The 20,981-nt window shown below is 69.7% G+C and carries 18 protein-coding genes, 4 pseudogenes and 1 riboswitch; of the genes and pseudogenes, 12 read left to right on the forward strand and 10 right to left on the reverse strand.

What is annotated here, in order from left to right:
- Window positions 1-197: 197 nt before the first annotated feature.
- Genes FPZ41_RS03835 through FPZ41_RS03845 form a run of 3 tightly spaced genes read left to right on the forward strand, consistent with a single transcriptional unit; the run spans window position 198 to window position 3,215 of the window.
- Window positions 198-1,181 carry a Bug family tripartite tricarboxylate transporter substrate binding protein gene (locus tag FPZ41_RS03835; RefSeq protein ID WP_322619811.1) on the forward strand — a complete coding sequence of 328 codons (984 nt, stop codon included), beginning with the start codon at window positions 198-200 and terminating at the stop codon, window positions 1,179-1,181.
- Window positions 1,178-1,717: a tripartite tricarboxylate transporter TctB family protein gene (locus tag FPZ41_RS03840; protein ID WP_322619795.1), complete on the forward strand. Its 540-nt coding sequence runs from the start codon at window positions 1,178-1,180 to the stop codon at window positions 1,715-1,717. The genes FPZ41_RS03835 and FPZ41_RS03840 overlap by 4 nt, the downstream gene beginning before the upstream one ends.
- A 1-nt stretch (window position 1,718) precedes the next feature.
- Entirely contained in the window at window positions 1,719-3,215 is a 1,497-nt protein-coding gene (locus tag FPZ41_RS03845) for a tripartite tricarboxylate transporter permease (RefSeq protein WP_152859116.1), read from the forward strand.
- A gap of 401 nt (window positions 3,216-3,616) precedes the next feature.
- On the opposite strand, the gene FPZ41_RS03855 is transcribed toward FPZ41_RS03845, so the two are convergent.
- The 3 genes from FPZ41_RS03855 to FPZ41_RS03865 form a co-directional block, all read right to left on the reverse strand.
- Window positions 3,617-4,387 carry an IclR family transcriptional regulator gene (locus FPZ41_RS03855; protein WP_194235975.1) on the reverse strand — a complete coding sequence of 257 codons (771 nt, stop codon included), beginning with the start codon at window positions 4,385-4,387 and terminating at the stop codon, window positions 3,617-3,619.
- A 126-nt stretch (window positions 4,388-4,513) separates the two neighbouring features.
- The gene (locus FPZ41_RS03860; RefSeq protein WP_152859259.1) at window positions 4,514-5,647 is read right to left on the reverse strand and encodes an L-talarate/galactarate dehydratase; all 1,134 of its coding nucleotides are present in this window, start codon (window positions 5,645-5,647) and stop codon (window positions 4,514-4,516) included.
- Window positions 5,648-5,766: 119 nt separating this feature from the next.
- A complete protein-coding gene (locus FPZ41_RS03865; RefSeq protein WP_194235976.1) occupies window positions 5,767-7,176 on the reverse strand; it encodes an MFS transporter in 1,410 nt (469 codons plus the stop codon).
- 228 nt (window positions 7,177-7,404) lie between these two features.
- Here FPZ41_RS03865 and FPZ41_RS03870 point away from each other — a divergent pair, with 228 nt between their 5' ends.
- Genes FPZ41_RS03870 through FPZ41_RS03885 form a run of 4 tightly spaced genes read left to right on the forward strand, consistent with a single transcriptional unit; the run spans window position 7,405 to window position 11,078 of the window.
- The gene (locus FPZ41_RS03870) at window positions 7,405-8,199 is read left to right on the forward strand and encodes an RraA family protein (RefSeq protein ID WP_322619796.1); all 795 of its coding nucleotides are present in this window, start codon (window positions 7,405-7,407) and stop codon (window positions 8,197-8,199) included.
- A complete protein-coding gene (locus tag FPZ41_RS03875) occupies window positions 8,196-8,693 on the forward strand; it encodes a nuclear transport factor 2 family protein (RefSeq protein ID WP_152859123.1) in 498 nt (165 codons plus the stop codon). The genes FPZ41_RS03870 and FPZ41_RS03875 overlap by 4 nt, the downstream gene beginning before the upstream one ends.
- A 34-nt stretch (window positions 8,694-8,727) precedes the next feature.
- Window positions 8,728-10,263 carry an aldehyde dehydrogenase (NADP(+)) gene (locus FPZ41_RS03880; protein ID WP_152859124.1) on the forward strand — a complete coding sequence of 512 codons (1,536 nt, stop codon included), beginning with the start codon at window positions 8,728-8,730 and terminating at the stop codon, window positions 10,261-10,263.
- On the forward strand, window positions 10,260-11,078 hold the full coding sequence (locus tag FPZ41_RS03885) for a fumarylacetoacetate hydrolase family protein (protein ID WP_152859126.1): 819 nt from the start codon (window positions 10,260-10,262) through the stop codon (window positions 11,076-11,078). Before FPZ41_RS03880 ends, FPZ41_RS03885 begins: the two co-directional genes overlap by 4 nt.
- Window positions 11,079-11,348: 270 nt before the next feature.
- On the opposite strand, the gene FPZ41_RS47880 is transcribed toward FPZ41_RS03885, so the two are convergent.
- The 7 genes and pseudogenes from FPZ41_RS47880 to FPZ41_RS03915 all read right to left on the reverse strand — a co-directional run bounded on the left by FPZ41_RS47880 (window position 11,349) and on the right by FPZ41_RS03915 (window position 17,678).
- Complete coding sequence (locus FPZ41_RS47880) at window positions 11,349-11,780, reverse strand: hypothetical protein (protein WP_228022449.1); 432 nt, start codon at window positions 11,778-11,780, stop codon at window positions 11,349-11,351.
- A gap of 82 nt (window positions 11,781-11,862) precedes the next feature.
- Window positions 11,863-12,102 (reverse strand): annotated as a pseudogene (locus tag FPZ41_RS50150) (ATP-dependent DNA ligase); the annotation flags it as partial.
- A 365-nt stretch (window positions 12,103-12,467) separates the two neighbouring features.
- Entirely contained in the window at window positions 12,468-12,875 is a 408-nt protein-coding gene (locus FPZ41_RS03895) for a CoA-binding protein (protein WP_322619797.1), read from the reverse strand.
- 161 nt (window positions 12,876-13,036) lie between these two features.
- A complete protein-coding gene (locus FPZ41_RS03900; protein ID WP_322619798.1) occupies window positions 13,037-13,906 on the reverse strand; it encodes a sugar phosphate isomerase/epimerase family protein in 870 nt (289 codons plus the stop codon).
- On the reverse strand, window positions 13,903-14,922 hold the full coding sequence (locus FPZ41_RS03905; protein ID WP_152859128.1) for a Gfo/Idh/MocA family oxidoreductase: 1,020 nt from the start codon (window positions 14,920-14,922) through the stop codon (window positions 13,903-13,905). The genes FPZ41_RS03900 and FPZ41_RS03905 overlap by 4 nt, the downstream gene beginning before the upstream one ends.
- 353 nt (window positions 14,923-15,275) lie before the next feature.
- A complete protein-coding gene (locus FPZ41_RS03910; protein ID WP_152859130.1) occupies window positions 15,276-16,718 on the reverse strand; it encodes a sugar porter family MFS transporter in 1,443 nt (480 codons plus the stop codon).
- Window positions 16,719-16,727: 9 nt separating this feature from the next.
- A complete protein-coding gene (locus FPZ41_RS03915) occupies window positions 16,728-17,678 on the reverse strand; it encodes a TIM barrel protein (protein WP_152859131.1) in 951 nt (316 codons plus the stop codon).
- A gap of 222 nt (window positions 17,679-17,900) precedes the next feature.
- Window positions 17,901-18,086, forward strand: a riboswitch (cobalamin riboswitch).
- Between the two features lie 26 nt (window positions 18,087-18,112).
- Here FPZ41_RS03915 and FPZ41_RS03920 point away from each other — a divergent pair.
- The 5 genes and pseudogenes from FPZ41_RS03920 to FPZ41_RS03940 form a co-directional block, all read left to right on the forward strand.
- Window positions 18,113-18,481: pseudogene (locus FPZ41_RS03920) on the forward strand (ABC transporter substrate-binding protein); the annotation flags it as partial.
- A pseudogene (locus FPZ41_RS03925) lies at window positions 18,478-19,062 on the forward strand (iron chelate uptake ABC transporter family permease subunit); the annotation flags it as partial. The pseudogenes FPZ41_RS03920 and FPZ41_RS03925, both read left to right, overlap by 4 nt.
- Window positions 19,061-19,414: pseudogene (locus tag FPZ41_RS03930) on the forward strand (ABC transporter ATP-binding protein); the annotation flags it as partial. The pseudogenes FPZ41_RS03925 and FPZ41_RS03930, both read left to right, overlap by 2 nt.
- A gap of 183 nt (window positions 19,415-19,597) precedes the next feature.
- Window positions 19,598-20,269, forward strand: a complete 672-nt coding sequence (locus tag FPZ41_RS03935) for a hypothetical protein (RefSeq protein WP_322619799.1) — start codon at window positions 19,598-19,600, stop codon at window positions 20,267-20,269.
- The gene (locus FPZ41_RS03940) at window positions 20,266-20,829 is read left to right on the forward strand and encodes a SixA phosphatase family protein (RefSeq protein ID WP_152859133.1); all 564 of its coding nucleotides are present in this window, start codon (window positions 20,266-20,268) and stop codon (window positions 20,827-20,829) included. The genes FPZ41_RS03935 and FPZ41_RS03940 overlap by 4 nt, the downstream gene beginning before the upstream one ends.
- The last annotated feature ends 152 nt before the right edge of the window (window positions 20,830-20,981 follow it).

The raw sequence follows: 20,981 nt of genomic DNA on the forward strand, positions 1-20,981 counted from the left end.
CGGGGACTGTTCCGGCACGCACGCCCCCGGTAACCTGCCGCCCCACGGCCGCACGTCCCGACCGCAAAGAACACAACCTCCGTTGGTTCCGCAAGAGAGACAGGCCACCGACGTGCGGGCACGATGTGGCGCACATCACCCTCCCCCCACAGGGGTCCCGTACCCGCAACAACAATTTCAGACAGGTGGTGGCATTAGTGCGCCTGCGCGCCCCTCTCGCCCTGGTCGGGGCCGCCGTGCTGGTACTCGTAGGTCCGCCGCTGCTGACCACGGGCAGCGGCTCCGAGACCGGCACGCAGATCCCCGGCCTGCGCTTCATGGTCCCCAACACACCCGGCGGTGGTTACGACATCACGGCCCGTACGGCAGCGAAGAACGCCGAGGACGCCGGGCTCACCCACAACATCGAGGTGTTCAACCTGCCCGGCGCCGGCGGCACCGTCGGTCTGACCCGGCTGGTCAGCGAGCACGGCAACGGCAAACTCGCGATGTCCATGGGCCTCGGCGTCGTCGGCGCCGTCCGCTCCAACGACGCGCCGAGCACCCTCGCCGACACCACTCCGATCGCCCGGCTCACCGAGGAGCAGGACGTCGTCGTGGTCGCCAAGGACTCCCCGTACAAGACGATCGACGACCTCATCGGCGCCTGGAAGGAGAAGCCCGGCAAGCTCCCGGTGGGAGGCGGTTCGTCGCCCGGTGGGCCCGACCACCTCGCACCGATGCTGATGGCGCAGGCCGCCGGGATCGCGCCGAAGGACGTCAACTACGTCCCCTTCGACGGCGGTGGCGAACTGCTCGCCTCGATCCTCGGCAACAAGGTCGCCTTCGGCGTCTCGGGCGTCGGCGAGTACCTCGACCAGATCAAGGCGGGTGAGCTGCGCCTCCTCGCGGTCACCGGCCCCGAACGCGTCGACGGTCTCGACGCGCCCACGCTCCAAGAGGCGGGCTACGACGTGAACTTCACCAACTGGCGCGGCATCGTCGCCCCGCCCGGCCTCACCGACAGCGAGCGCGACAAGCTCACCCGGCTGATAGAGGAACTCCACGACTCGCCCGAGTGGCAGAAGTCCATGAAGCAGAACGGCTGGGACGACGCGTTCCTCACCGGTGACAAGTTCGGCGAATTCCTGGAGGCCCAGGACAAGCGTGTGGTTTCGGTGCTGAAGGAGCTCGGGCTGTGACGACGCCATCGACCGGCACCTCCCCGGCACCCGCGACCGAGCGCCGCTCCTGGCTGCGCGACCACTCCGAACTCGGCGTCTCGGTCCTGCTGCTGGCCCTCGGCGTGCTCGTCCTCACCGACGCGCTCACCATGGACGTCGACATCGCCCAGCGCGGTCCGGTCGGACCACGCACCGTGCCCATCGTGGTCGGCACCGGACTGCTGGTCATCGCCGCCCTGCTCGCCGTGGACGTGCTGCGTGGCGGACGCGGCCAGGCCGAGTCCGGTGAGGACGTCGACCTGTCCGAACCCGCCGACTGGCGCACCGTGGCCCTGCTCACCGGGGTCTTCCTCGGCGCGGCCGTCCTCATCAACCCCCTCGGCTTCCCCGTGGCGGGAGCGCTGCTGTTCTGGGGAGCGGCGTTCGCTCTCGGCAGCCGCCGCTTCGACCGCGATCCGCTCATTGCGGCGGTCCTCTCCCTGGCCACCTACGCCGCCTTCAACAACCTGCTCGGAGTGCCGCTGCCAGGCGGTCCCCTGATGGGAGTGCTGTGACATGGATGCCCTCAACTCCCTCCTGGACGGCTTCGGCACTGCCCTCAGTCCGGTCAACCTGCTGTGGGCGGCCCTCGGCGTGCTGCTCGGCACCGCGATCGGTGTCCTGCCCGGCATCGGCCCCGCGATGGCGGTCGCGCTGCTGCTGCCGGTGACCTACGGGCTCAACCCGGTCGCCGCGTTCATCATGTTCGCGGGCATCTACTACGGCGCGATGTTCGGTGGCTCGACCACCTCCATCCTCCTCAACACCCCGGGGGAGAGCGCGGCCGTGGTCGCGGCCATGGAGGGCAACCCCATGGCCAAGTCGGGGCGCGGCGCACAGGCGCTCGCGGCCGCCGCCATCGGCCACTTCGCGGGCGGCATGATCGGCACGATCCTGCTGGTCGCGCTCGCACCGACGGTCGCCGACCTGGCGGTGGACATCGGCGCGCCCGACTACTTCGCCATCATGGTGCTCGCGTTCATCGCCGTGACCTCGGTACTGGGCTCGTCGCGCATCCGCGGCCTCGCGTCCCTGCTCATCGGCCTGACGATCGGCCTCGTCGGCCTCGACCAGATGACCGGGCAGCAGCGCCTCACCTTCGGTTCGCTCCAGCTCGCCGACGGCATCGACGTGGTGATCGTCGCGGTCGGCCTGTTCGCGATCGGTGAGGCCCTGTGGGTGGCCGCCCACCTGCGGCGCACGACGGGCGAGGCGATCCCGGTGGGCCGCCCGTGGCTCGGCCGCGGCGATGTGAAGCGGACCTGGAAGTCCTGGCTGCGCGGCCCGTTCATCGGCTTCCCGTTCGGCGCGATCCCGGCGGGCGGCGCGGAGATCCCCACGTTCCTCTCCTACGTCACGGAGAAGCGCCTGTCGAAGCACAAGGACGAGTGGGGCAAGGGCGCCATCGAGGGCGTGGCGGGACCGGAGTCGGCGGCGTCGGCCTCGGCGGCGGGCACGCTGGTGTCCATGCTGACCCTCGGCCTGCCCACCACCGCGGTCGCGGCCGTGATGCTGGCCGCCTTCCAGCAGTACGGCATCCAGCCCGGCCCGCTGCTGTTCGAGCGTGAACCCGAGCTGGTGTGGGGCCTGATCGCCTCCCTGTTCGTCGGCATGGTGCTGCTGCTCGCGCTCAACCTGCCGCTGGCGCCGCTGTGGGCGAAGCTGCTGCGCATCCCGCGGCCGTACCTGTACGCCGGGATCATGTTCTTCGCGGCGGTCGGGGCGTACGCGGTCGGCGGCGAGGTGATCGACCTGATCATCCTGCTGATCATCGGCCTGATCGGCTTCGGCATGCGGCGCTACGGGCTGCCCGTGCTCCCGGCCGTCATCGGTGTGATCCTCGGCCCCAACGCCGAACAACAGCTGCGGCGCGCCCTGCAGATCAGCGACGGCAGTGTCAGGGGACTGATCAACACGCCCTTCTCGGTGACCGTGTACGCGGTGATCGTGTTGCTGCTGGCCTGGCCCCTGCTGAAGAAGGCGGTCACGCGCAACCGCTTGGCGAACCCCTGACACGGCGCTGCCCCGGCCGGCGAGACGCCACCAGGCCGACCCACACCTCACCCGCCGCCACGGTGCACGGCCCGGGAGTCTCCCGGCGCCGTGCCCGTGCGGCGGGTGAGGCACGTGTGAGCGCATGAGGCACATGCGGCGGGTAAGGCACGTGCCGAAGACGGACAGCGTCCCGAAGACGGACAGGCGGACTCCAGCAGCCGCTTGGTCAGTTGCTGCAGCGGTCCGCCCCGCCGGTCAGTCGCAGGCCCTCGGCCTGGGCGCGGCCCACCAACTCATCGATCAACTGGTCGTCCACGGCCTTCGCCGACACAGCCGTCGTGGGCTCGGCGGCCTGGAAGCGGACACGTTCTCACTGGGCATCGACGCATCTTCCATGATCTGGAGTCACACCGAACGTCTTACAGCCCCGGGTTGTGTCCGAGCCGGCGCGAGATGGCGTCTGCTGTGGCGACTGTCAGAGGGCCGAGGCGGTCGAGGGCGGGTTCGACGCGGTCCTTGAGGCCGGCGACGCTGATGGCGGCCACGACATGGCCGGTGTGATCGAAGATGGGGGCGCCGCAGCAGGCGCTGGCGAGATCGAACTCGCCGTGCTCCTCGGTCCAGCCCCGGGCCTGGGCCGTGGTGATGTCGCGTTCGAGGGCGTCGGTGGTGGTGAGTGTCTGCGGGGTGAAGGCTGTCAGTGTGAGGGTGCGGAGCAGGTCTGCTCTCTCGCGGGGGTTCAGTCCTGCGAGGTAGGCCTTGCCGACCGAGGTGGCGTGCAGGGGCCTGCGGGCGCCGAGGTCAGCGTTGACGCTGACAGACTGGGGGCCGCGTTCGCGGTAGATGAACACCATTTCGTCGCCGCTGAGGACGCCGAGGCTGACGGTTTCGCGGGTCTGCTGGACCAGGACCCGGAGCAGTTCGGGAGCGACGTCGGACACGTCGGTGGAGTGAACGGCGGCCATGGCGAGACGGGCGGCGGCCGGGCCCAGGCGCCAGCGGCCGTTCGAGGTGGCGTGGAGGAAGTCGTACTGGCTGAGCTTTTCGACGATGCGGTACGCGGCGCTGCGGCTGATGTCGGCGGCGGCTGCCAGTTCCGCCGTGGACGCCTCTCGCGCGTCGGCGAGGTGGCTCAGGATGCTGAGTCCTCGGTCGAGTGCGCCTTTGCGGCCTTCGTCCTGCTCGGTCACGTTCCCGTTCCTCTGCTTGGCCGGTCGCGGTGGGCCCGCCCGCATTGGTCGGGCGGGTGATGTCCGCTGCCAGTCTCTCAGCCCTCCGGGACGACGTTGCCGTGGGCGGGCTGGGAGCAGATGGTCTCAGACCGTGACGGTCTCCTGGGTCCAGGCACGAGCCTGCTCGCTCAGGCTGAAGCCCAGTCCGGGGCGGTTGGGCACGATCATCCGGCCGTCGCGGATCTCGAGGCGTTCGTTGAACATCGGCTCGAGCCACTCGAAGTGCTCCACCCACGGGTCGATCTCGTACGCCGCGGCGAGGTGCAGGTGGATCTCCATGGCGAAGTGCGGTGCCATCCGCATCTTCGCCTGCTCGCCCATGGCCATGATCTTCAGGAACGGGGTGATGCCGCCCACCCGTGGCGCGTCCGGCTGGAGGAAGTCGACCGAGCGGTGACGGACCAGTTCGGCGTGCTCGGCGACGCTGGTGAGCATCTCGCCGGTGGCGATCGGGGTGGCGAGCTCCGCGGCGAGAGCGGCGTGGCCTTCAGCGTCGTACGCGTCGAGCGGCTCCTCGATCCAGGTCAGGCCGAACGCCTCCAGTTTCCGGCCCATGCGGATCGCCGTACTGCGGTTCCACTGCTGGTTGGCGTCGACCATCATCGGGAAGCCGTCGCCCAGCTGCTCGCGGATGGCCGCGACCCGCTGGAGGTCGATGTTCGTGTCGGGCTGGCCGACCTTGATCTTGATGCCGCCGATGCCGCGCTCGACGGATGCCCGGGTGTTCTCCACCACCTGCTCGATGGACATGGACAGATAGCCGCCGGAGGTGTTGTAACACTGCACCGAGTCGCGGTGGGCGCCGAGCAGCTTCGCGAGGGGGAGCTGGGCGCGCTTGGCCTTGAGGTCCCACAGGGCAATGTCGATGGCGGCGATCGCCTGGGTCGACAGCCCGCTGCGGCCGACGGAGGCACCGGCCCAGACGAGCTTGGTCCAGATCCGCTGAATGTCGTTGGGGTCCTCGCCGATCAGCTCAGGTGCGATCTCCTTCGCGTGGACGTACTGGGCGGGCCCGCCGGCGCGCTTGGAGTAGCTGTAGCCCACGCCCTCGAATCCCGCCTCGGTGCGGATCTCGGCGAAGAGGAAGGCGATCTCGGTGAGGGGCTTCTGGCGGCCGGTCAGTACCTTGGCGTCACTGATGGGTGCGGCCAGCGGCAGGCTGACGAGGGAGAGCGTGACCGAGGCGATGGCATCGGTGCTGGCTTCGCCGCGCTCCAGCGCCGCGAAGTGGCGTTCGTTGGTCTTGCTGGTGACTGTGGCGCTGGTCCGGTTGAGGAAAGTAGTGCTCACGGACGGGTGTCCTTTCTTCGTTGTACGGGGAAATGGCGCCTTGCGCTTCAGCGCGGATCAGAGGTGGGCCCGTCGAGACCGGCACTCGTCATGGCCTGCGGTGTCTGGAGACCGACTTGGTCGAGGTCGGTCCGGTCGATGGCCGATTGGTCGGCCACCGGTCGGCGGGGGATGCGGCGTACCAGGAGTGTGGCCCCGGCCGCGATCGCGATGATCACTCCGAGTCCGAGCATCGCCAGACTGGTGCTGCCGGTCGAATCCTTGACCAGGCCGAAGCCGTACGGTGCGACGAAGCCACCGAGGTTGGCGACGGAGTTGACCAGGGCGATCGCGGTCGCCGCGGTCAGGGGGTCGGTGCGCTCGCGCAGCAGCGGCCAGAAGACCGGTGCGACGGTCTTGAATCCGAGGGTGGCCAGGATGATGAACACCAGGCCCAGCCACGAGCCCGTGAGGGCCGCCGCCAGGGTTCCGGCCGCGGCCAGCACGAACGACGTGGTCATCAAGGTGGAGCGCTGCTCGGGGTGACGGTCGCCGCGCCTGGAGACGAAGTACAGGTACGGGATGGTGCAGAGCCAAGGAAGGGCGGAGAACAGCCCGACCATGTTGTCACTGCTGACCCCGATGTCGCGCACCACGCTCGGCAGCCAGAACGTTGTGGAGTAGATGGACATCTGCACGGCGAAGTAGATCCACATGAAGAGATGGATCACCGGACTGCGCAGCAGTTTCTTGATGGTCTGCATGGTCGAGCCCTGCTCGGCGTCGGAGGTCCGTTCCGCGGCGATCTGCAGGCTGAGCTGTGTGCGCTCCTCCTCGGTGAGCCATTTCGCCTCACTGATCCTGGAGTCGAGCAGGAAATAGCCGACGATGCCGAGTCCGACGGTGACCAGGCCCTCGATGAGGAACAGCCACTGCCAGCCGTCAAGGCCGAGGAAGCCGTGCAACGAGAGCAGCGGTCCTGAGACCAGACTGCCGGCGGAGTAGGCGAAGAGGGCGCCCACCGCCCAGGTGCCGGTGGCCCTGCCCTGGTAGCGGTTGGGGAGCCAGGAGGCGATGTAGAACAGCACCGCTGGAACGAACCCGGCCTCGGCCACTCCGAGCAGGAAGCGGAGTATGTAGAAGCTGGTCTCACCGCGGACGAAGATCATCGCAGCCGAGACGGCGCCCCAGGTGACGCAGATGCGGGTGATCCACAGCTTCGCCCCCACCTTCTGCATCAGTGCGTTGCTGGGCACCTCGAACAGGAAGTAGCCCACGAAGAACAGGCCGGCGCCGAGGCCGTATGCGGCTGCCCCGATGCCGAAGTGGGCATCCAGGTCCTCCTGGACGAAGCCGATGTTCGAGCGGTCGATCTGGTTGAGCATCATCATCAGCGCGAACAGCACGATGATGCGCCGGTAGATCTTCCGGCTGGCGGTAGCGACTGCCGGGTGTTCGTCTGCAATGGCGGCGGACATATGTCTCGATCCTCTCGCAACGCTGCGCCTCGGATACCTGTCGGCAGACGATGGGCATCCCATTCATCGGGACGATTTATCGCTCATTGGTATACCGACGTGGGGACGCTAGGCGGCCGTCTTGGGGCAAGTCAAGGAGTGGGGCCCGATTAATGGGATGGTTGTTCGCTGAATGGGATGTCGTCTAGGGTTGGGATCGTTCATCCCAGTCCCTGAGGAAGGTGGACCGTGACAGCGCTGGATCTTCCCCCTGTTCCCCCGGACGTGCTGGCTGATCTGGGCCGCGCCAGCACCGCGACGCTGGCGACCCAGCTCTACCGGCGAGGGATCCGTCAACCGTTCCTCGTCGGCCTCACCCCTGTGGGCACGCACTTCGACGGCTTCGTAGGACAGGCGCGCACCATGCGCTTCGTCCCTGCCCGCGAGGACGTGGATCCGATGGACGACCCCTACCGCACAGGCAACGTCCTCCAGTGGGAAGCGGTCGAACGGCTCGGCTCCGGCGATGTCCTGGTCGTGGACTCGCGCAGCGACGTCACCGCGGCCTCGGCGGGTGACATGCTCGTGACCCGGGCGATGAAGCGGGGCGCCGCGGCCTTCGTGACCGACGGCGCCTTCCGCGACGGGGCCGCGCTCGCCGAGTTGGGCTTCCCGACCTACTCGCGGGCGATCACCGCCACGACGCGACCGGCCTCCTTCCACGTTGCGGACCTCGACGTCCCGATCGGCTGCGCGGGAGTCGCGGTCTACCCGGGTGACATCCTCGTCGGTGACCGCGACGGCGTCATCGTCGTGCCCCGCGCCCTGGCGGCCGAGATTGCCGGTCCTGCGGCCGAGCAGGAACGGCTCGAGTCCTACCTCCACGACAGGGTCAAGGCGGGGGAGCCACTGTGGGGCACCTATCCGCCCAGCGAGGAGACCATAGCCTCCTATCAGGCCTGGCGGTCGGCGCACCCCGTGGACGGCACCTCTGTAGTCCTCCAGACGTCCGCCGCTGCAACCGGGGCGGAGGCCGCGCGATGACCCGCTTCGCCGACCTCCCGCGCGACGAGCAGCGCACCCGGATGGAGGCCACCATCCGGACCTACTTCCAGGGCTGCAACGACGCGGACGTCGAGGGCATGGCCGCGACATTCCACCCCGAGGCCGTCCATTACTTCCCGCCCGGACTCGACGGCCCGTGGCGGGGTGCCCGCACCATCGCGGAGAACTGGCGCGCGCTCGTCATGCGCATCGGTTCGGCCTGGAATATCGAGCGTCTGATCGCCGAACCCGAGTCACTGCAGGCGGTCATCGAGTGGACCCACTGGAAGACCGCGATCGGTGGATACCTGCGCGGTGACGAGTGGTACCGCTTCGACCCCGAGACCGGACTGATCACCGAGATCAGGGCCTTCTACGCCGCCGCTTCCGACGGCCGCGACGAGGTCACGCTCGAAGGTTTCGACTACGAGGCGGAGGGCTACCAGCTCGTCCCGCCGGTCGACCGCCCCCACCCGGACGCGCCCGCCCGCTGAAGCGTCGCGCCTCTGCCAACGCCCCAGGAGCAGCATGACTGCCGAGACCATCGTCAGTATCAACCCCGCCACCGGAACCGAAGTCGAGGAAGTCGCCACCGCCACATCGTACGAGGAGCTCGAGGAGGTGTGCCGCTCTGCCGCGGCGGCGTTCGTGCAGCTCGCAGAGCGTGATCGCGCCTTCCCCGGGGAGCTCTTGCGAACCATGGCGGACGCCATGGCAGCCCGGCGCGCGGACATTGTGTCGCTGGGCGTCCGTGAGACCGGGCTGCCCCGCGCCCGCCTCGAAGGCGAACTCACCCGCACCGTGTACCAGGCCCGCCTGTTCGCCGACGTCGTCGACGAAGGCGGCCACCTCGAGGTCACGATCGACCACGCCGGTGACACACCCATGGGTCCAAGGCCCGACCTGCGCCGGATGCTGGTCCCGACAGGACCGGTCGCGGTGTTCGGCGCCAGCAACTTCCCACTCGCCTTCTCCGTGCCCGGCGGCGACACCATGTCCGCCCTGGCGGCGGGCTGCCCGGTCGTGGTCAAGGCCCACGATTCCCACCCGGCCCTGTCGGTGATGATGCACGGCATCCTGAGCGCAGCGGCGTACGACGCCGGGGCGCCCGCCGGGACGATCGGGCTCGTGCACGGCCGCGAGGCCGGCGCGCGGCTGGTGCAGCACCCCGCCATCAGCGCCGTGGGGTTCACGGGGTCGTTGGACGGTGGTCGGGCACTGATGCGGCTGATCGAGCAGCGCCAGACGCCGATCCCTTTCTTCGGTGAGCTCGCCAGCCTCAACCCGGTCGTTGTCACGCAGGCGGCAGCCGCGGCGCGGGGAACAACGATCGCCGAAGACCTCGTCCTGTCGCTCACCGGCTCAGGCGGCCAGCTGTGCACCAAGCCGGGGCTCGTGCTGGTACCCCAGGGTCCCGCCGGTGACGCCCTGGTCAACACGGCCGGCAACCTCATCGCCGACCGGCCCGCGGCTACCCTCCTCAACGAGGGCATCCGCGACGGATACGAGGAGACCAGCGCGGAACTGCGGCGCATCCCCGGCTTCCGCGTGGTGGCCGAGGGAGAAAGGCCGTCCGGCAGTGGCTTCGCCGTAGCGCCGCGGCTGCTGGCCGTGGAAGCGCGTGACCTGGTCGGGTCACAGGTTGGTGAGTGCTTCGGCCCCACCACCGTCATCGTCCGGTATGCCGAAGCGGACCTTGCCGGCATCATTGTCAGCCTGCCGGGTTCCCTCACCGCCACGATCCACTCCGAGCCGAGCGAAGACATTCGCGCCATCGTCCGTGCGCTGCTGCCCAAAGCCGGGCGGCTGCTGTTCAACGGGTTCCCCACCGGCGTGTCGGTCTCATGGGCCCAGCACCACGGTGGCCCGTGGCCGGCGACCAACAGCCAGCACACGTCGGTCGGCACCACTGCGATCAGGCGCTTCCTGCGCCCGGTGACCTGGCAGTCGGCCCCGGTGGAGGTGCTACCCCACGAGCTGCACGACGCGTACACGTCCATTCCGCGCCGGGTCGACGGGCGACTCGTCGTCCCCTCCCCAGCCGGCCAGGAGGATGTGCGATGAGGATTGCCACCGCCCGCGTCGACGGGGTCGTCACAACAGTCGTCGACAGCGGCCAGGGGTGGCGCACCAGCCGGGTGCCCGCCCTCGACGTTGTCACCGGGGCCGACGCCGGGCCCGGCGACCAGGTCGCCGAAGAGCAGCTGGAGTACCTGCTGCCGTACCGGCCCCCGACGATCCACGGCATCGGCCTCAACTACGCCGACACCGTGGCCGAGATGGGGTGGAAGACCCCGACGGCCCCCTACCTCTTTCCGAAACTCTCGTCCTCTGCATGCGGTCCCCGTGACGACATCGTGGTGGACCTGGCACTGACCGCCCGAGCAGACTGGGAAGCGGAACTTGGCGTCGTCATAGGCCGTCCCGCCAAGTCCGTGCCCGTCAACGAGGCGATGTCCTACGTCGCCGGTTACGTCGCGGCCAATGACCTCTCCGCCCGCGATCTGCAGGAGCAGGACGGCCAGTGGGTGCGCGGCAAAGGACTCGACACCTTCTGCCCTCTTGGGCCCTGGATTCTCACAAAGGACGAGGTGCCGGACCCGCAACAGGTCGCGATCCGGACGTGGGTCAACGGTCAGCTGATGCAGAACGGGTCCACAGCCTCGATGATCTTCAGCATCGCCGAACTCGTCTCCTACTGCTCGTCGTTCTTCACCTTGGCACCGGGGGATGTCATCCTCAGCGGGACACCGGCAGGCTGCGGTGACTTCAGGTCTCCGGCTGTGGCCCTGCGACCGGGTGACGTCATCGAGGTCGAGGTCGCCGGACTCGGCCGCCAGCACTCCAACATTTCGGCTCCTGCACCACACGAGCTCTGAGTGAAAGCGCGGCCAAGCTGCGTGTGCAGGTCGCCGTCGTCTCGGTACGCCGCTGACTGTCCTCAGCGGTACGGGAAGCTGCCCGGACCGCTGGAGACGGAGGCTGAGACCGGGGCTCACGTGGTCAGTTTGAGATGCTTGCCATTTGCTGTCACGTCAGCATCTGCACCGGATACGGCTGGGAAACGGGCACTCACTGAGGCTGGCCGAACAGGGGGACGTCGCGGGTTCCATGTCGGTACCTACTCGTAGCAGCCGGACCGGGTGGCGTCATCGGGCGGAGGGGCACCGGGAGATGTCCACGGCTACCTCTGCGACAGCGTCCGGTTCGACCAGCTGCACCGTCAGACGCTCGCGCGACCCCCAGGACACGCTGAAGGTCCGCCTGGCCCAGGGGTGGCCGGTTCCCGCGCGCCGGAGAGCGGCGGCGAGGGCGCGCCGTACGGTGGCGGGGAGCACGGTGGTGCGGCCGGCGTAGTGGAGGCAGCCACCGGAGTCGAAGCGCCCGAGCAGGGCGGTGACGGGCGCGCCCGTCGTACCGGACACCGCACCGACGACGGCCTCGGCGGTGTGCCGTATCCGGTACTTGAGCCATCCCCGTCCGTTCGGGACGTAGCGCTGGTCCAGCCGCTTGAAGGCCAGCCCCTCCGTACCGGCCGCCGGCCACTGGAGCCAGTCGGCGGCCTGCCGCGGGTCGGTCATCGACGGACGCAGCGTCCACGGCGGCTAAGATCCTGATCCGCGAAGAGCCGTTCCAGCGCCTCTCGGCGGGTCTGCACGGACGGGAGGTCAGGTCATCGTCTCCCTGGTGCAGTAGGTCGAAGGCTACGAAGTGGGCGGGCCACTGCTGCGCGGCCCGGGCCGCGGACGCGGCCGTACGGTGGGCGCGCTGCTGGAGGCGCTCGAAGGCCAGGCGCCCGTTCTCCCGCACCACCAGTTCCCCGTCCAGCACGATGTCGCCGGGCAGCTGCCGGACACCCACCGGCATGACCATCCACACCATGCCCCAGGTCAACACCACCATGACCGACAAGTACCTGAGAACGTGAATGACCTCGTCGCGGCCGGGTTGGGAGCCCACCACGCCGTCGGCTGAGCCTCGCGAGCCTGCCAACCCTCCGTCGGCGCCCAGCGACGCGCCGACGGAGCAGCGGCGAATCGGTTCGACGGCACCCCGGGATTTTGGGCCGGTCGGTGCCTTCAAATCGGCCTATGTCGTGGACGGTCGGCCAGCCATGTCGACGGGTTGGAATGTCGAGGTCAGGACCGAAGAGCTGGCGCGCGAGCTCGCGCAGCGGTTGGGAGTGTTCCAGTTGTGCATGGCGTCTCGGTATGCCGTGCAGTCGATCAAAGCTCTGCAGGCGGGTTGGAACCGCTCGCTGAGCCTCGCTAACGTAGTGAATTTAGTTCAATCGCCGGGCAACGGTCCATGACCATGTCCAGGCCGGCCGCGCGGGTGCGCTCGTACGCCTGCTCGTCGACGACGCCCAGCTGGAACCAGACGGCCTTGGCGCCGATGGCGGCGGCCTCGTCGGCGACCGGTCCGGCGAGCTCGCTGTTGACGAAGACGTCGACCACGTCGACTTCGAAGGGGATCGCGTCGAGGGACGGGTACCCCGTCTCTCCGTGGACGGTCTCGGCCTTCGGATGGACGGGGACGACGCGCTTGCCGAAGCGCTGGAGGACCTCGGCGACACGGTATGCCGCGCGGTGCTGGTTCGACGAGAGGCCGACGATCGCCCACGTGTCGCCGAGCTCGGTCAGGATCTTGCGGATCGTTGCTGAGTCGCCGTACACGGTCGGCCTCCCTTGGGCTTCTTTCGGTGCCTGCTCTGGCAGACAACAGCAGGCGGCGGGCGGTGATTCCCTCGCGCCGCGTACCCTGCCGGGCGGCTGTCGGCGCCCGGCAGGGCTCTGTGCACGGAGTTTGGAGGGGACCGGACACGCCCCGGCCGGACTCAGGCGGCGAGCTCCCTGGTGATGCGGTCGAGCATGAACGCGGAGGATTCGCGGGCGCGTTCCTCCCAGGCGAAGACGCACGCCGTGGCGACCCCGTCGAAGTCCATCTCGCGCAGGGTGGTGAAGAAGACGTCCCAGTCGACCTCGCCCTGGCCGACGTCCAGGTGCTGGTGGATGCGGGCCGGGGTGCCGGGCGGGTTGAGGATGTAGCGCAGGCCCGAGGATCCCTTGTGGTTGAAGGAGTCCGCGATGTGCACGTGCCTCAGCTTGTCGCCGGCGTAGCGCATCATCGACGCGATGTCCGCTCCTGCCTGCGCGGGGCCCGAGAGGTGGAAGGTGTGCGGGGCGCAGTAGAGGTAGTTCACCCAGGGTTTGTTGATCGCGCGGACGAGGTCGACCGCGGGGGTGTTCTCCTCGCAGAAGTCGTCCGGGTGGGCCTCCAGGTTCAGGGCGATGCCCTCCCGCTCGAGGAGGGGCAGCAGCTCCTCCAGGGAGCGCCAGAAGGCGGCCTCGCTCTCGGCGGCGTGCTCGGGGCGGCCGTTGAACTCCGAGTTCATCAGCGTGCATCCGAGGTCCGCGGTGATCTCGATCATCCGCTTCCAGTAGCGGACGGCGGCCTGCCGCTCGGTCTCGTCGGGCGAGGACCACTTGTACAGCGGCAGCACGGAGGACAGCTGGACGCCGTGGGCCCGCAGGGACTTCTTGAGTGTGGCGATGCGTTCGTCGTCGGCCCGCGGGTGCAGGAAGAACGGCATGAAGTCCTCGCGCGGGGACAGCTCGATGTACTCGTAGCCGAGTTCGGCGACCGTGCGCACCATGTCGTCGAGCGGCAGAGCGCGGAACATGTAGGGGTCGAGGGCGATCTTCACGCGGTGCCTCCGTAGAACGCGGGTCGGGGCTTCATGCCGACGGTGACAACGGTGCCGTCGGTCTGGAGGGAACGGACGGCGGCGTCCGTGATGACCGTGGCGGCGTAGCCGTCCCAGGCGGACGGGCCGGTGGGTTCGGCACCGGCCGCGACGGCGCCCACCCACTCACGGAACTCGGTGTCGAAGGCCTCGGCGAAGCGGGCCTTCCAGTCCTGAAGGACCGCGGTGCTGTGCCGCCCGGCGGTGCGGACGGCGACGGCGGCCGGGTCGGGCAGCCGGACCAGGCCCTCCTCGCCGACGGCCTCGCACTGGATGTCGTAGCCGTACTGGCAGTTGACGAAGACCTCCAGGTCGATACGGACGCCGCCCGCGGTCTCGAAGAGCATGATCTGCGGGTCCTTCAGATGCGCGAACCGCTTGCTCGTGGCGCGTGGGGTGATCACCTGGGCGGAGACGATCTCGTCGTCGAGCAGCCAGCGCAGTACGTCGATCTCGTGCACGGCCGTGTCCTGGGCGGCCATCGCGGAGTGGTACGCGTCGGGCACGGTCGGGTTGCGGTGCGCACAGTGCACGATCAGCGGCGCGCCGAGGGAGCCGGAGGCGACGACCTCCTTCATCTGGCGATAGCCGGCGTCGAAGCGACGCATGAAGCCGACCTGGACGAGACGGCGGCCGTGGGACTGCTCGGCCTCGACGACGCGCAGACAGTCCTCGGCGGTCGTCGCGAGGGGCTTCTCGCAGAACACGGGCTTCCCGGCCGCGATGGCGTTCAGGACGTGCTCGGCGTGGGTGGGACCCCAGGAGGTGACGAGGACGGCGTCCACCTCGGGGGAGTTGATCAGGTCGGCGCCGGTGGGCAGCGCGGTGGCGCCGACGCGGGCGGCGACTTCGGCGGCGCGGGCGGCGTCGAGGTCGGTCACGGCGGTGACGGCGGCCCCGGTGACGACGTCGGTGAGGCGTCGTATGTGGTCCTGGCCGATCATTCCGGTGCCGATGACACCTACACGTACGGTCATGAAAACTCCTTGTGTGGAAACTCCGGTCTGCAGGCCGGGAAGAAACGGACTCGCCGGATGCGGAGCGCCCGCGTTGCGCTGCGATGTGTCGTGCTCGGTAGCGATAACAAAGCCGTCGGGTCTACCGCCGGGCCGGCGGGAAGTCAGGTCTGCGGAGCCTGCGTAAGACCGTGGGCGGCGAACCGTCCCTTCGCTGGTAACTCCAGGCGGCAGCGGGCTGCGAAGCAGAAAGCCCGACCCGCGAGGGAAGGAATCCCCATCGTTCACGGTGGAGGAGGAGGTCAAGGCCGTTCCTTTCGAACGCTGCCGCTGGGGGCCGGAGCCCATGTGCTCCCGGCCCACAGGGGAGGAGGTCAGGAAAAGCGGGCCTTGAGTTCCGCTTCGAGGCTTTCGAGCGTGCGGCCCTTGGTCTCGGGGACGTAGAGCTTCACGAAGGCGAGCGAGAGGACTCCCGCCACCACGAACAGGAAGAAGGTGCTGGAGATCCCGATCCCGGAGATCAGGGAGGGGAAGACCAGGCCGATCACGAAGTTGGTCAGCCACAGCACCACGGCCGCGACGCCCATCCCGAAGCCGCGCATCCGCATCGGGAAGATCTCCGACAGCATCAGCCAGGTCACCGGCGAGATCGCACCCTGCTGGAAGGCGAGGAAGGTGACCGTCATCGCCAGCACCGCGTACGCCCGGCCGTCACCGGAGGGCAGCACCAGGGAGAAGACACCGATCAGCAACAGGGCCACCGTCGTGCCCGCCTGGCCGGTCATCAGCATGGGGCGGCGCTTGACCCGGCCCAGCAGCCAGATGCCGACGAAGGTGGCCAGCACCGAGATCACGCCGTTTGCGATGTTCGCGGTGAGCGCGCTGTCGGCGGCGAAACCGGCGTCGGTGAGGATCTGCGTGCCGTAGTACATGATCGTGTTGACGCCCGTGATCTGCTGCACGACGGCGATGCCGAACCCGACGAACATCAGCTTGCGCACCCACGGCGTGCTCCTGATGTCCTGCCAGCCGCCGAGCTTCTGCTGCTCGTCCTTCACGGCGAGCGCGGACGCCTCGCTCAGCTCGGCCTCGGCCCGCTGTCGCGAGCGAACCTGCCTGAGGACCTCAAGGGCGTCGCCGAAACGGCCCTGGGAGGCCAGCCAGCGCGGGCTCTCCGGCATCACCAGCATGCCGAACCACAGCACGACCGCCGGCAGCGTGGCCACCACCAGCATCCAGCGCCAGACCCCGCCGGACTCGCCGCCCACCCGCGCGATGATCGCGTTGGAGGTGAAGGCGAGCAACTGCCCGGTGACAATCATGAGTTCGTTGCGGGTGACCAGCGCGCCACGCCGCTCGGCGGGCGAGACCTCCGCGAGGTAGACCGGCACGGTCACCGACGCGCCACCCACCGCGAGGCCGAGCACGAACCGGGCCACGACCATCACCGCCGTGGTCGGGGCGAGGGTGCAGCCGAGCGCGCCGACGAAGAACAGCACGGCGAGGACGAGGATGGTCCTGCGCCGTCCGCGTGCGTCCGACAGCCGCCCGCCGGTCACCGCGCCCAGCGCGGCACCGAGGAGGAGCGAGCTGGTGACCATGCCCTCGGTGACCGGGGTCAGACCGAGGTCGTCGGTCATGTACGGCAGGGCGCCGTTGATGACGCCCGTGTCGTAGCCGAACAGGAGTCCGCCGAAGGTGGCGACCAGGGTGATGAGCCGCAGCCGCCGGGAGACCGCGGGAGGGGCGTCGTCCGGGACGGCGGCGCCGGTGGTGGCGGGAGCGGCGGCCTGGGGCGTGTCCTTGCTGACGTCCATGGCCACCTCCTACTTGTCCACGGCGGGGCGCCGGGTACCGGTCAGGCCGCAGCCGGCCAGGTGCTCACGCGTGCGGACGGCGATGGGCAACGGCACCTCGGGGGCGCACGGGTACAGGTCCTGCTCGACGATCACGAACAACTCGGCGTCCAGCCCGGCGAGTTCGGCCACCACATCGGCGGGCTTGGGCACGCCCGCCGGAGGCGTCACGCACACCCCGCGTTTGACGGCCTCGCCGAACGAGAGGTTCTCGGCGGCGACCTGGGCGAGGATCTCGGGGTCCATCTGCTTGATGTGGACGTAGCCGACGCGCTCGCCGAAACGGCGGATCAGGTCGAGATTGTCGCCGCCGCCGTAGGCGACGTGCCCGGTGTCCAGGCAGAGGTTCGTGTAGCGGGAGTCGGACTCGTTCAGCAGCCGCTCGATCTCCGGCTGCGTCTGGATGTGGCTGTCGGCGTGCGGGTGGATGACGAGCCGTACGTCGTACTCGTCGAGGAGCAGGGTGCCGAGCCGGTCGGCGGCCCGTCCGAAGCCCGCCCACTGCGCGGCGGTCAGCTCCGGCGGCTCGGTGAACGCGCCGGTCTTCTCGTCCCGGTACATCGGCGGGATGAGGACGAGGTGGTGGGCGCCCGCGGCGGCGGTCAGGGCGGCCACCTGCCGGACATGGGCGAGCATCTCGTCCCACGCCTCCGGGCGGTGCAGCGCGCCGAACGCGGTCCCGCCGGAGACCTTCAGCCCACGGGCGTCCAGCTCCTCCCTCAGCCGCCGCGGGTCGGTGGGGAGGTAGCCGTACGGGCCGAGTTCGAGCCACTTGTAGCCGGCCTCGGCCAGCTCGTCGAGGAAGCGGGTGTACGGGACCTGGTGCTCGTCCTCGGGGAACCAGACGCCCCAGGAGTCGGGGGCGGAGCCGAGACACAGGTTGCCCCCGACGGTGCGGAGGGGGGATGGCGTCGTTGCCATGGTGTACGTCCTTCGAAAGGGGACTGGGGGTGGTGACGACGTTGGGGCGGGTGGAGAAGCGGATGCTGTCGGGGTGCTGGACGGTTGCGGGGAGGGTGTGGCTGCTGCGCTCTAGTAGCGCGCTCTAGTGTGCGAGTACGATGACCTCTGTCCGAATGTCATGTCAATAGCTTGTTGCCGGGAGATTTCGGCACCGCCCGTCAGTCCGGTGTGCCGACGGCGTGATGGCCTGCCGACGCCAGTCGAACCCACGTGCGTGGGTCAGGGAATCCGGTGCGAATCCGGAGCTGACGCGCAGCGGTGAGGGGGACGGGCGGGGCATCGGCCACTGGACCGTGTCGCGGTCCGGGAAGGCGTTCCGTCCGGGTGATCCCGAGTCCGAAGACCTGCTGGCGGCCTCCGTGGTCGTACGACTGAGCGCGGCGTGCAGCGCCGCGAACTCCGAGTCCTCCTGCATGGTGGGCTGCTGCGGCGCACCCGGCATCATCACCCGGGCCCTGGGTGCGAAGAACGTCTTCGACGACACGCATGAGGAATGGCCCCAGATCAACTGGGAGACCGTCGCCGACCGCGATCCCGACGTGCTCGTCATCGGCGACCTGACGCGCGACTCGGAGTCCGCCGAGTCCGCCGAGCGGAAGATCGCGTTCCTGGAGTCCAACCCGGTCACCAGGAACATGACGGCCGTGACGAACAAAAGGTATGTACTGCTCAGCGGGCAGGCCATGAACCCGACCATCCGCACGGTGGAGGGTGTGGAGCAAGCGGCGGCCGGACTGCGCGAGTTCGGGCTCGCCGGGTGACAACGCGCGGGCTGGTCCTCGGAGTGACCGGGGTCGCTCTGCTCTGCGGGTCCCTCGCCGTGGCGATCACCATCGGGCCGGCCGACATCCGCGTCGGTGACGTGTGGTCGGTCGTCGCCGCGCACCTTGGCTGGGGGAGCACCGGACTGAGCCCCGTCAGGGACGGGATCGTGTGGCAGCTGCGGCTGCCGCGCACCCTGCTGGCCGCCGTGTGCGGGGCCGGGCTCGCGGTCTGCGGGGTGGTCATGCAGTCCCTGCTGCGCAACCCGCTCGCCGACCCGTTCGTGCTCGGGGTGTCGTCCGGGGCGTCAACCGGAGCGGTCGCCGTGTTCGTGCTGGGGGTCGGCGGCGGGGCCCTGTCGCTGTCGGCGGGTGCCTTCCTGGGCGCGCTGCTGTCGTTCGCGCTGGTGCTGCTGCTCAGTCACACGCTCGACGGCACCACCGACCGGGTGGTGCTCTCGGGGGTGGCGTCGATGCCCCTCTTCTCCGCGCTGACCTCGTTCGTCGTGCTGACCGCGGCCGCCGCCGAGACCACACGCGGGGTGCTGTTCTGGCTGCTCGGCTCGCTCGGGGGTGCGGGCCCTGTCGGGCGGCGAGCGCCAGCGCGTGCAGATCGCCCGCGCCCTCGCTCAGCAGCCACGGGAACTCCTCCTGGACGAGCCGACCAACCACCTCGACATCCAGCACCAACTGGAGCTGCTGAACCTCGTCACCGGCCTCCCGGTCACCAGTGTGATCGCCTTGCACGACCTCAATCTCGCGGCCCAGTACTGCGACGCGTTGCTCGTGCTCCGCGAAGGGCGTGTCATGGCCCGGGGCACACCGCGCGACGTGCTCACCGAGGAACTGATCGCCGAGGTGCACGGGGTGAGGGCGGCCGTCACCTGCCCGGGGGACCGGCCGCACGTGCGGTACCTGGGGACCCTTCGCTGACCGGGTGACGTGGCAGACCCGAACGGGTGCCACGGAGACCGGGCCGTGTGCGGAAGTCCCGGACAGACACCGGGAAGACCCGGCCAAAAACCCGGAAGACCCGGCAAGATGCCCGGACCACCTTACCGGGTCCGCGCCTGCCGCGATCCTGCGCCGAGGGCCGTTCCGTCCTACGCTCACCCCGTGCTGCGTATCACCGACGCCCGCACCGGCGCACCCACCGAGGTCCGCCGGACCCTCACCCGCGTCCAGGCGCACGTGACCGGGGCCGGCACCTCGGCGCTGCGCGTACTACTCGTCGCCGACGTGCTCGCACGGGCCCTGGAACTGGACCGCATCCCCGCCCTCACCATCGCCGACCCGCCCCCTGACCTCCGGAGACGCGCCGAGGCCCTCGGTATCCGACCGGCCGGGAGCGCCGCCCCGGTCACCGGCCGCACCCTGCACGTGGCCGGACCGGACACCCCCGCACCGGAGGGCGGCATCCACATCCGGGTCGCCCCGGCAGCGGGCACGGCGGACGACTCCGTCCTGCGGTTCGCCTTGCTGGCCGTTCCCCGCACCGAACCCGCCGACCCGGGCGCGACCGCCGACGAGGCCCGCGCCACCCTCGCACGCTGGCGCAAGGCCGTCGCCACCTGGGCCAACCGCCCCTCCCGGCCCGTCCCCGAGCCCGTACGACACGACCTTCGCACCGCCTGGGAGAACGATCTGGACGTGCCCGCAGTGCTCGATGTCCTTCGCCGCGTCGAGCGCGCCGAGGACCTGCCCGACGGCGCCCGCTTCGAGACGTACGCCTACGCCGACCGCCTCCTCGGCCTCGACCTCACCCGCGACATCGGAGCCGCGCCATGACCGACACGACCGGCGCACCCCCGCGCACCGCGGCGGGCACGCCGCGCAGACTCGTCGTCCTGCGGCACGCCAAGTCCGCCTGGCCCGCGGGCGTCCCCGACCACGACCGCCCGCTCGCCCCCCGTGGCCTGCGCGACGCCCCCGCCGCCGGACGCGCCCTCGCCACGACCGGCCGCCTGCCCGACCTGGCCCTCTGCTCCACCGCCGAGCGCGCCCGCCGGACCTGGGAGCTCGCCGCCGCCCAGTGGGGCACTGCACCGCCTGTACGACACGAGCGGCGGCTGTACGCGGCCGATGTGCCGGAGCTGCTGGCGGCCGTGCGCGCGGCCCCCGACGAGGTGACGACACTGCTGCTCGTCGGGCACAACCCGGGCCTGGAGGAACTCGTCCTGGAACTGGCCGGGGACGACGTCGACGACGCGCTGGACGCCGTCCGCACGAAGTTCCCCACCTCCGCGATCGCGGTCCTCGACTGGCACGGCCACTCCTGGAAGGACCTCGCCCCCGGCACGGCGCTGCTGACCACGATGACCGTGCCGAGGGGCAAGAAGCACTCCTAGGAGCAGCCCTGGGCAGAGCCCTGGGAAGCACCCTGGGAGGAGCCCGGGGAAGACGCCCCGGTGGTGCGCATAGACACCTCACGTTGCTATGCCGTCAACTCAAACTGGCGGACCCCTGTAGCGTGACCCGCCGATCGAACAGGTGGGGTGGA

The sequence above is a fragment of the Streptomyces acidicola genome (assembly GCF_009377235.1).
Classification (GTDB): Bacteria; Actinomycetota; Actinomycetes; order Streptomycetales; family Streptomycetaceae; genus Streptomyces; species Streptomyces acidicola.

What these genes read in the sequence shown, in the direction of transcription:
- FPZ41_RS03845 (WP_152859116.1), top strand. Translation starts at nt 1,719, where the DNA reads ATGGATGCCCTCAACTCCCTCCTGGACGGCTTCGGCACTGCCCTCAGT.
- FPZ41_RS03885 (WP_152859126.1), top strand. Translation starts at nt 10,260, where the DNA reads ATGAGGATTGCCACCGCCCGCGTCGACGGGGTCGTCACAACAGTCGTC.
- FPZ41_RS03880 (WP_152859124.1), top strand. Translation starts at nt 8,728, where the DNA reads ATGACTGCCGAGACCATCGTCAGTATCAACCCCGCCACCGGAACCGAA.
- FPZ41_RS03940 (WP_152859133.1), top strand. Translation starts at nt 20,266, where the DNA reads ATGACCGACACGACCGGCGCACCCCCGCGCACCGCGGCGGGCACGCCG.
- FPZ41_RS03915 (WP_152859131.1), bottom strand. Translation starts at nt 17,678, where the DNA reads ATGGCAACGACGCCATCCCCCCTCCGCACCGTCGGGGGCAACCTGTGT.
- FPZ41_RS03865 (WP_194235976.1), bottom strand. Translation starts at nt 7,176, where the DNA reads ATGTCCGCCGCCATTGCAGACGAACACCCGGCAGTCGCTACCGCCAGC.
- FPZ41_RS03875 (WP_152859123.1), top strand. Translation starts at nt 8,196, where the DNA reads ATGACCCGCTTCGCCGACCTCCCGCGCGACGAGCAGCGCACCCGGATG.
- FPZ41_RS47880 (WP_228022449.1), bottom strand. Translation starts at nt 11,780, where the DNA reads ATGACCGACCCGCGGCAGGCCGCCGACTGGCTCCAGTGGCCGGCGGCC.
- FPZ41_RS03910 (WP_152859130.1), bottom strand. Translation starts at nt 16,718, where the DNA reads ATGGACGTCAGCAAGGACACGCCCCAGGCCGCCGCTCCCGCCACCACC.
- FPZ41_RS03905 (WP_152859128.1), bottom strand. Translation starts at nt 14,922, where the DNA reads ATGACCGTACGTGTAGGTGTCATCGGCACCGGAATGATCGGCCAGGAC.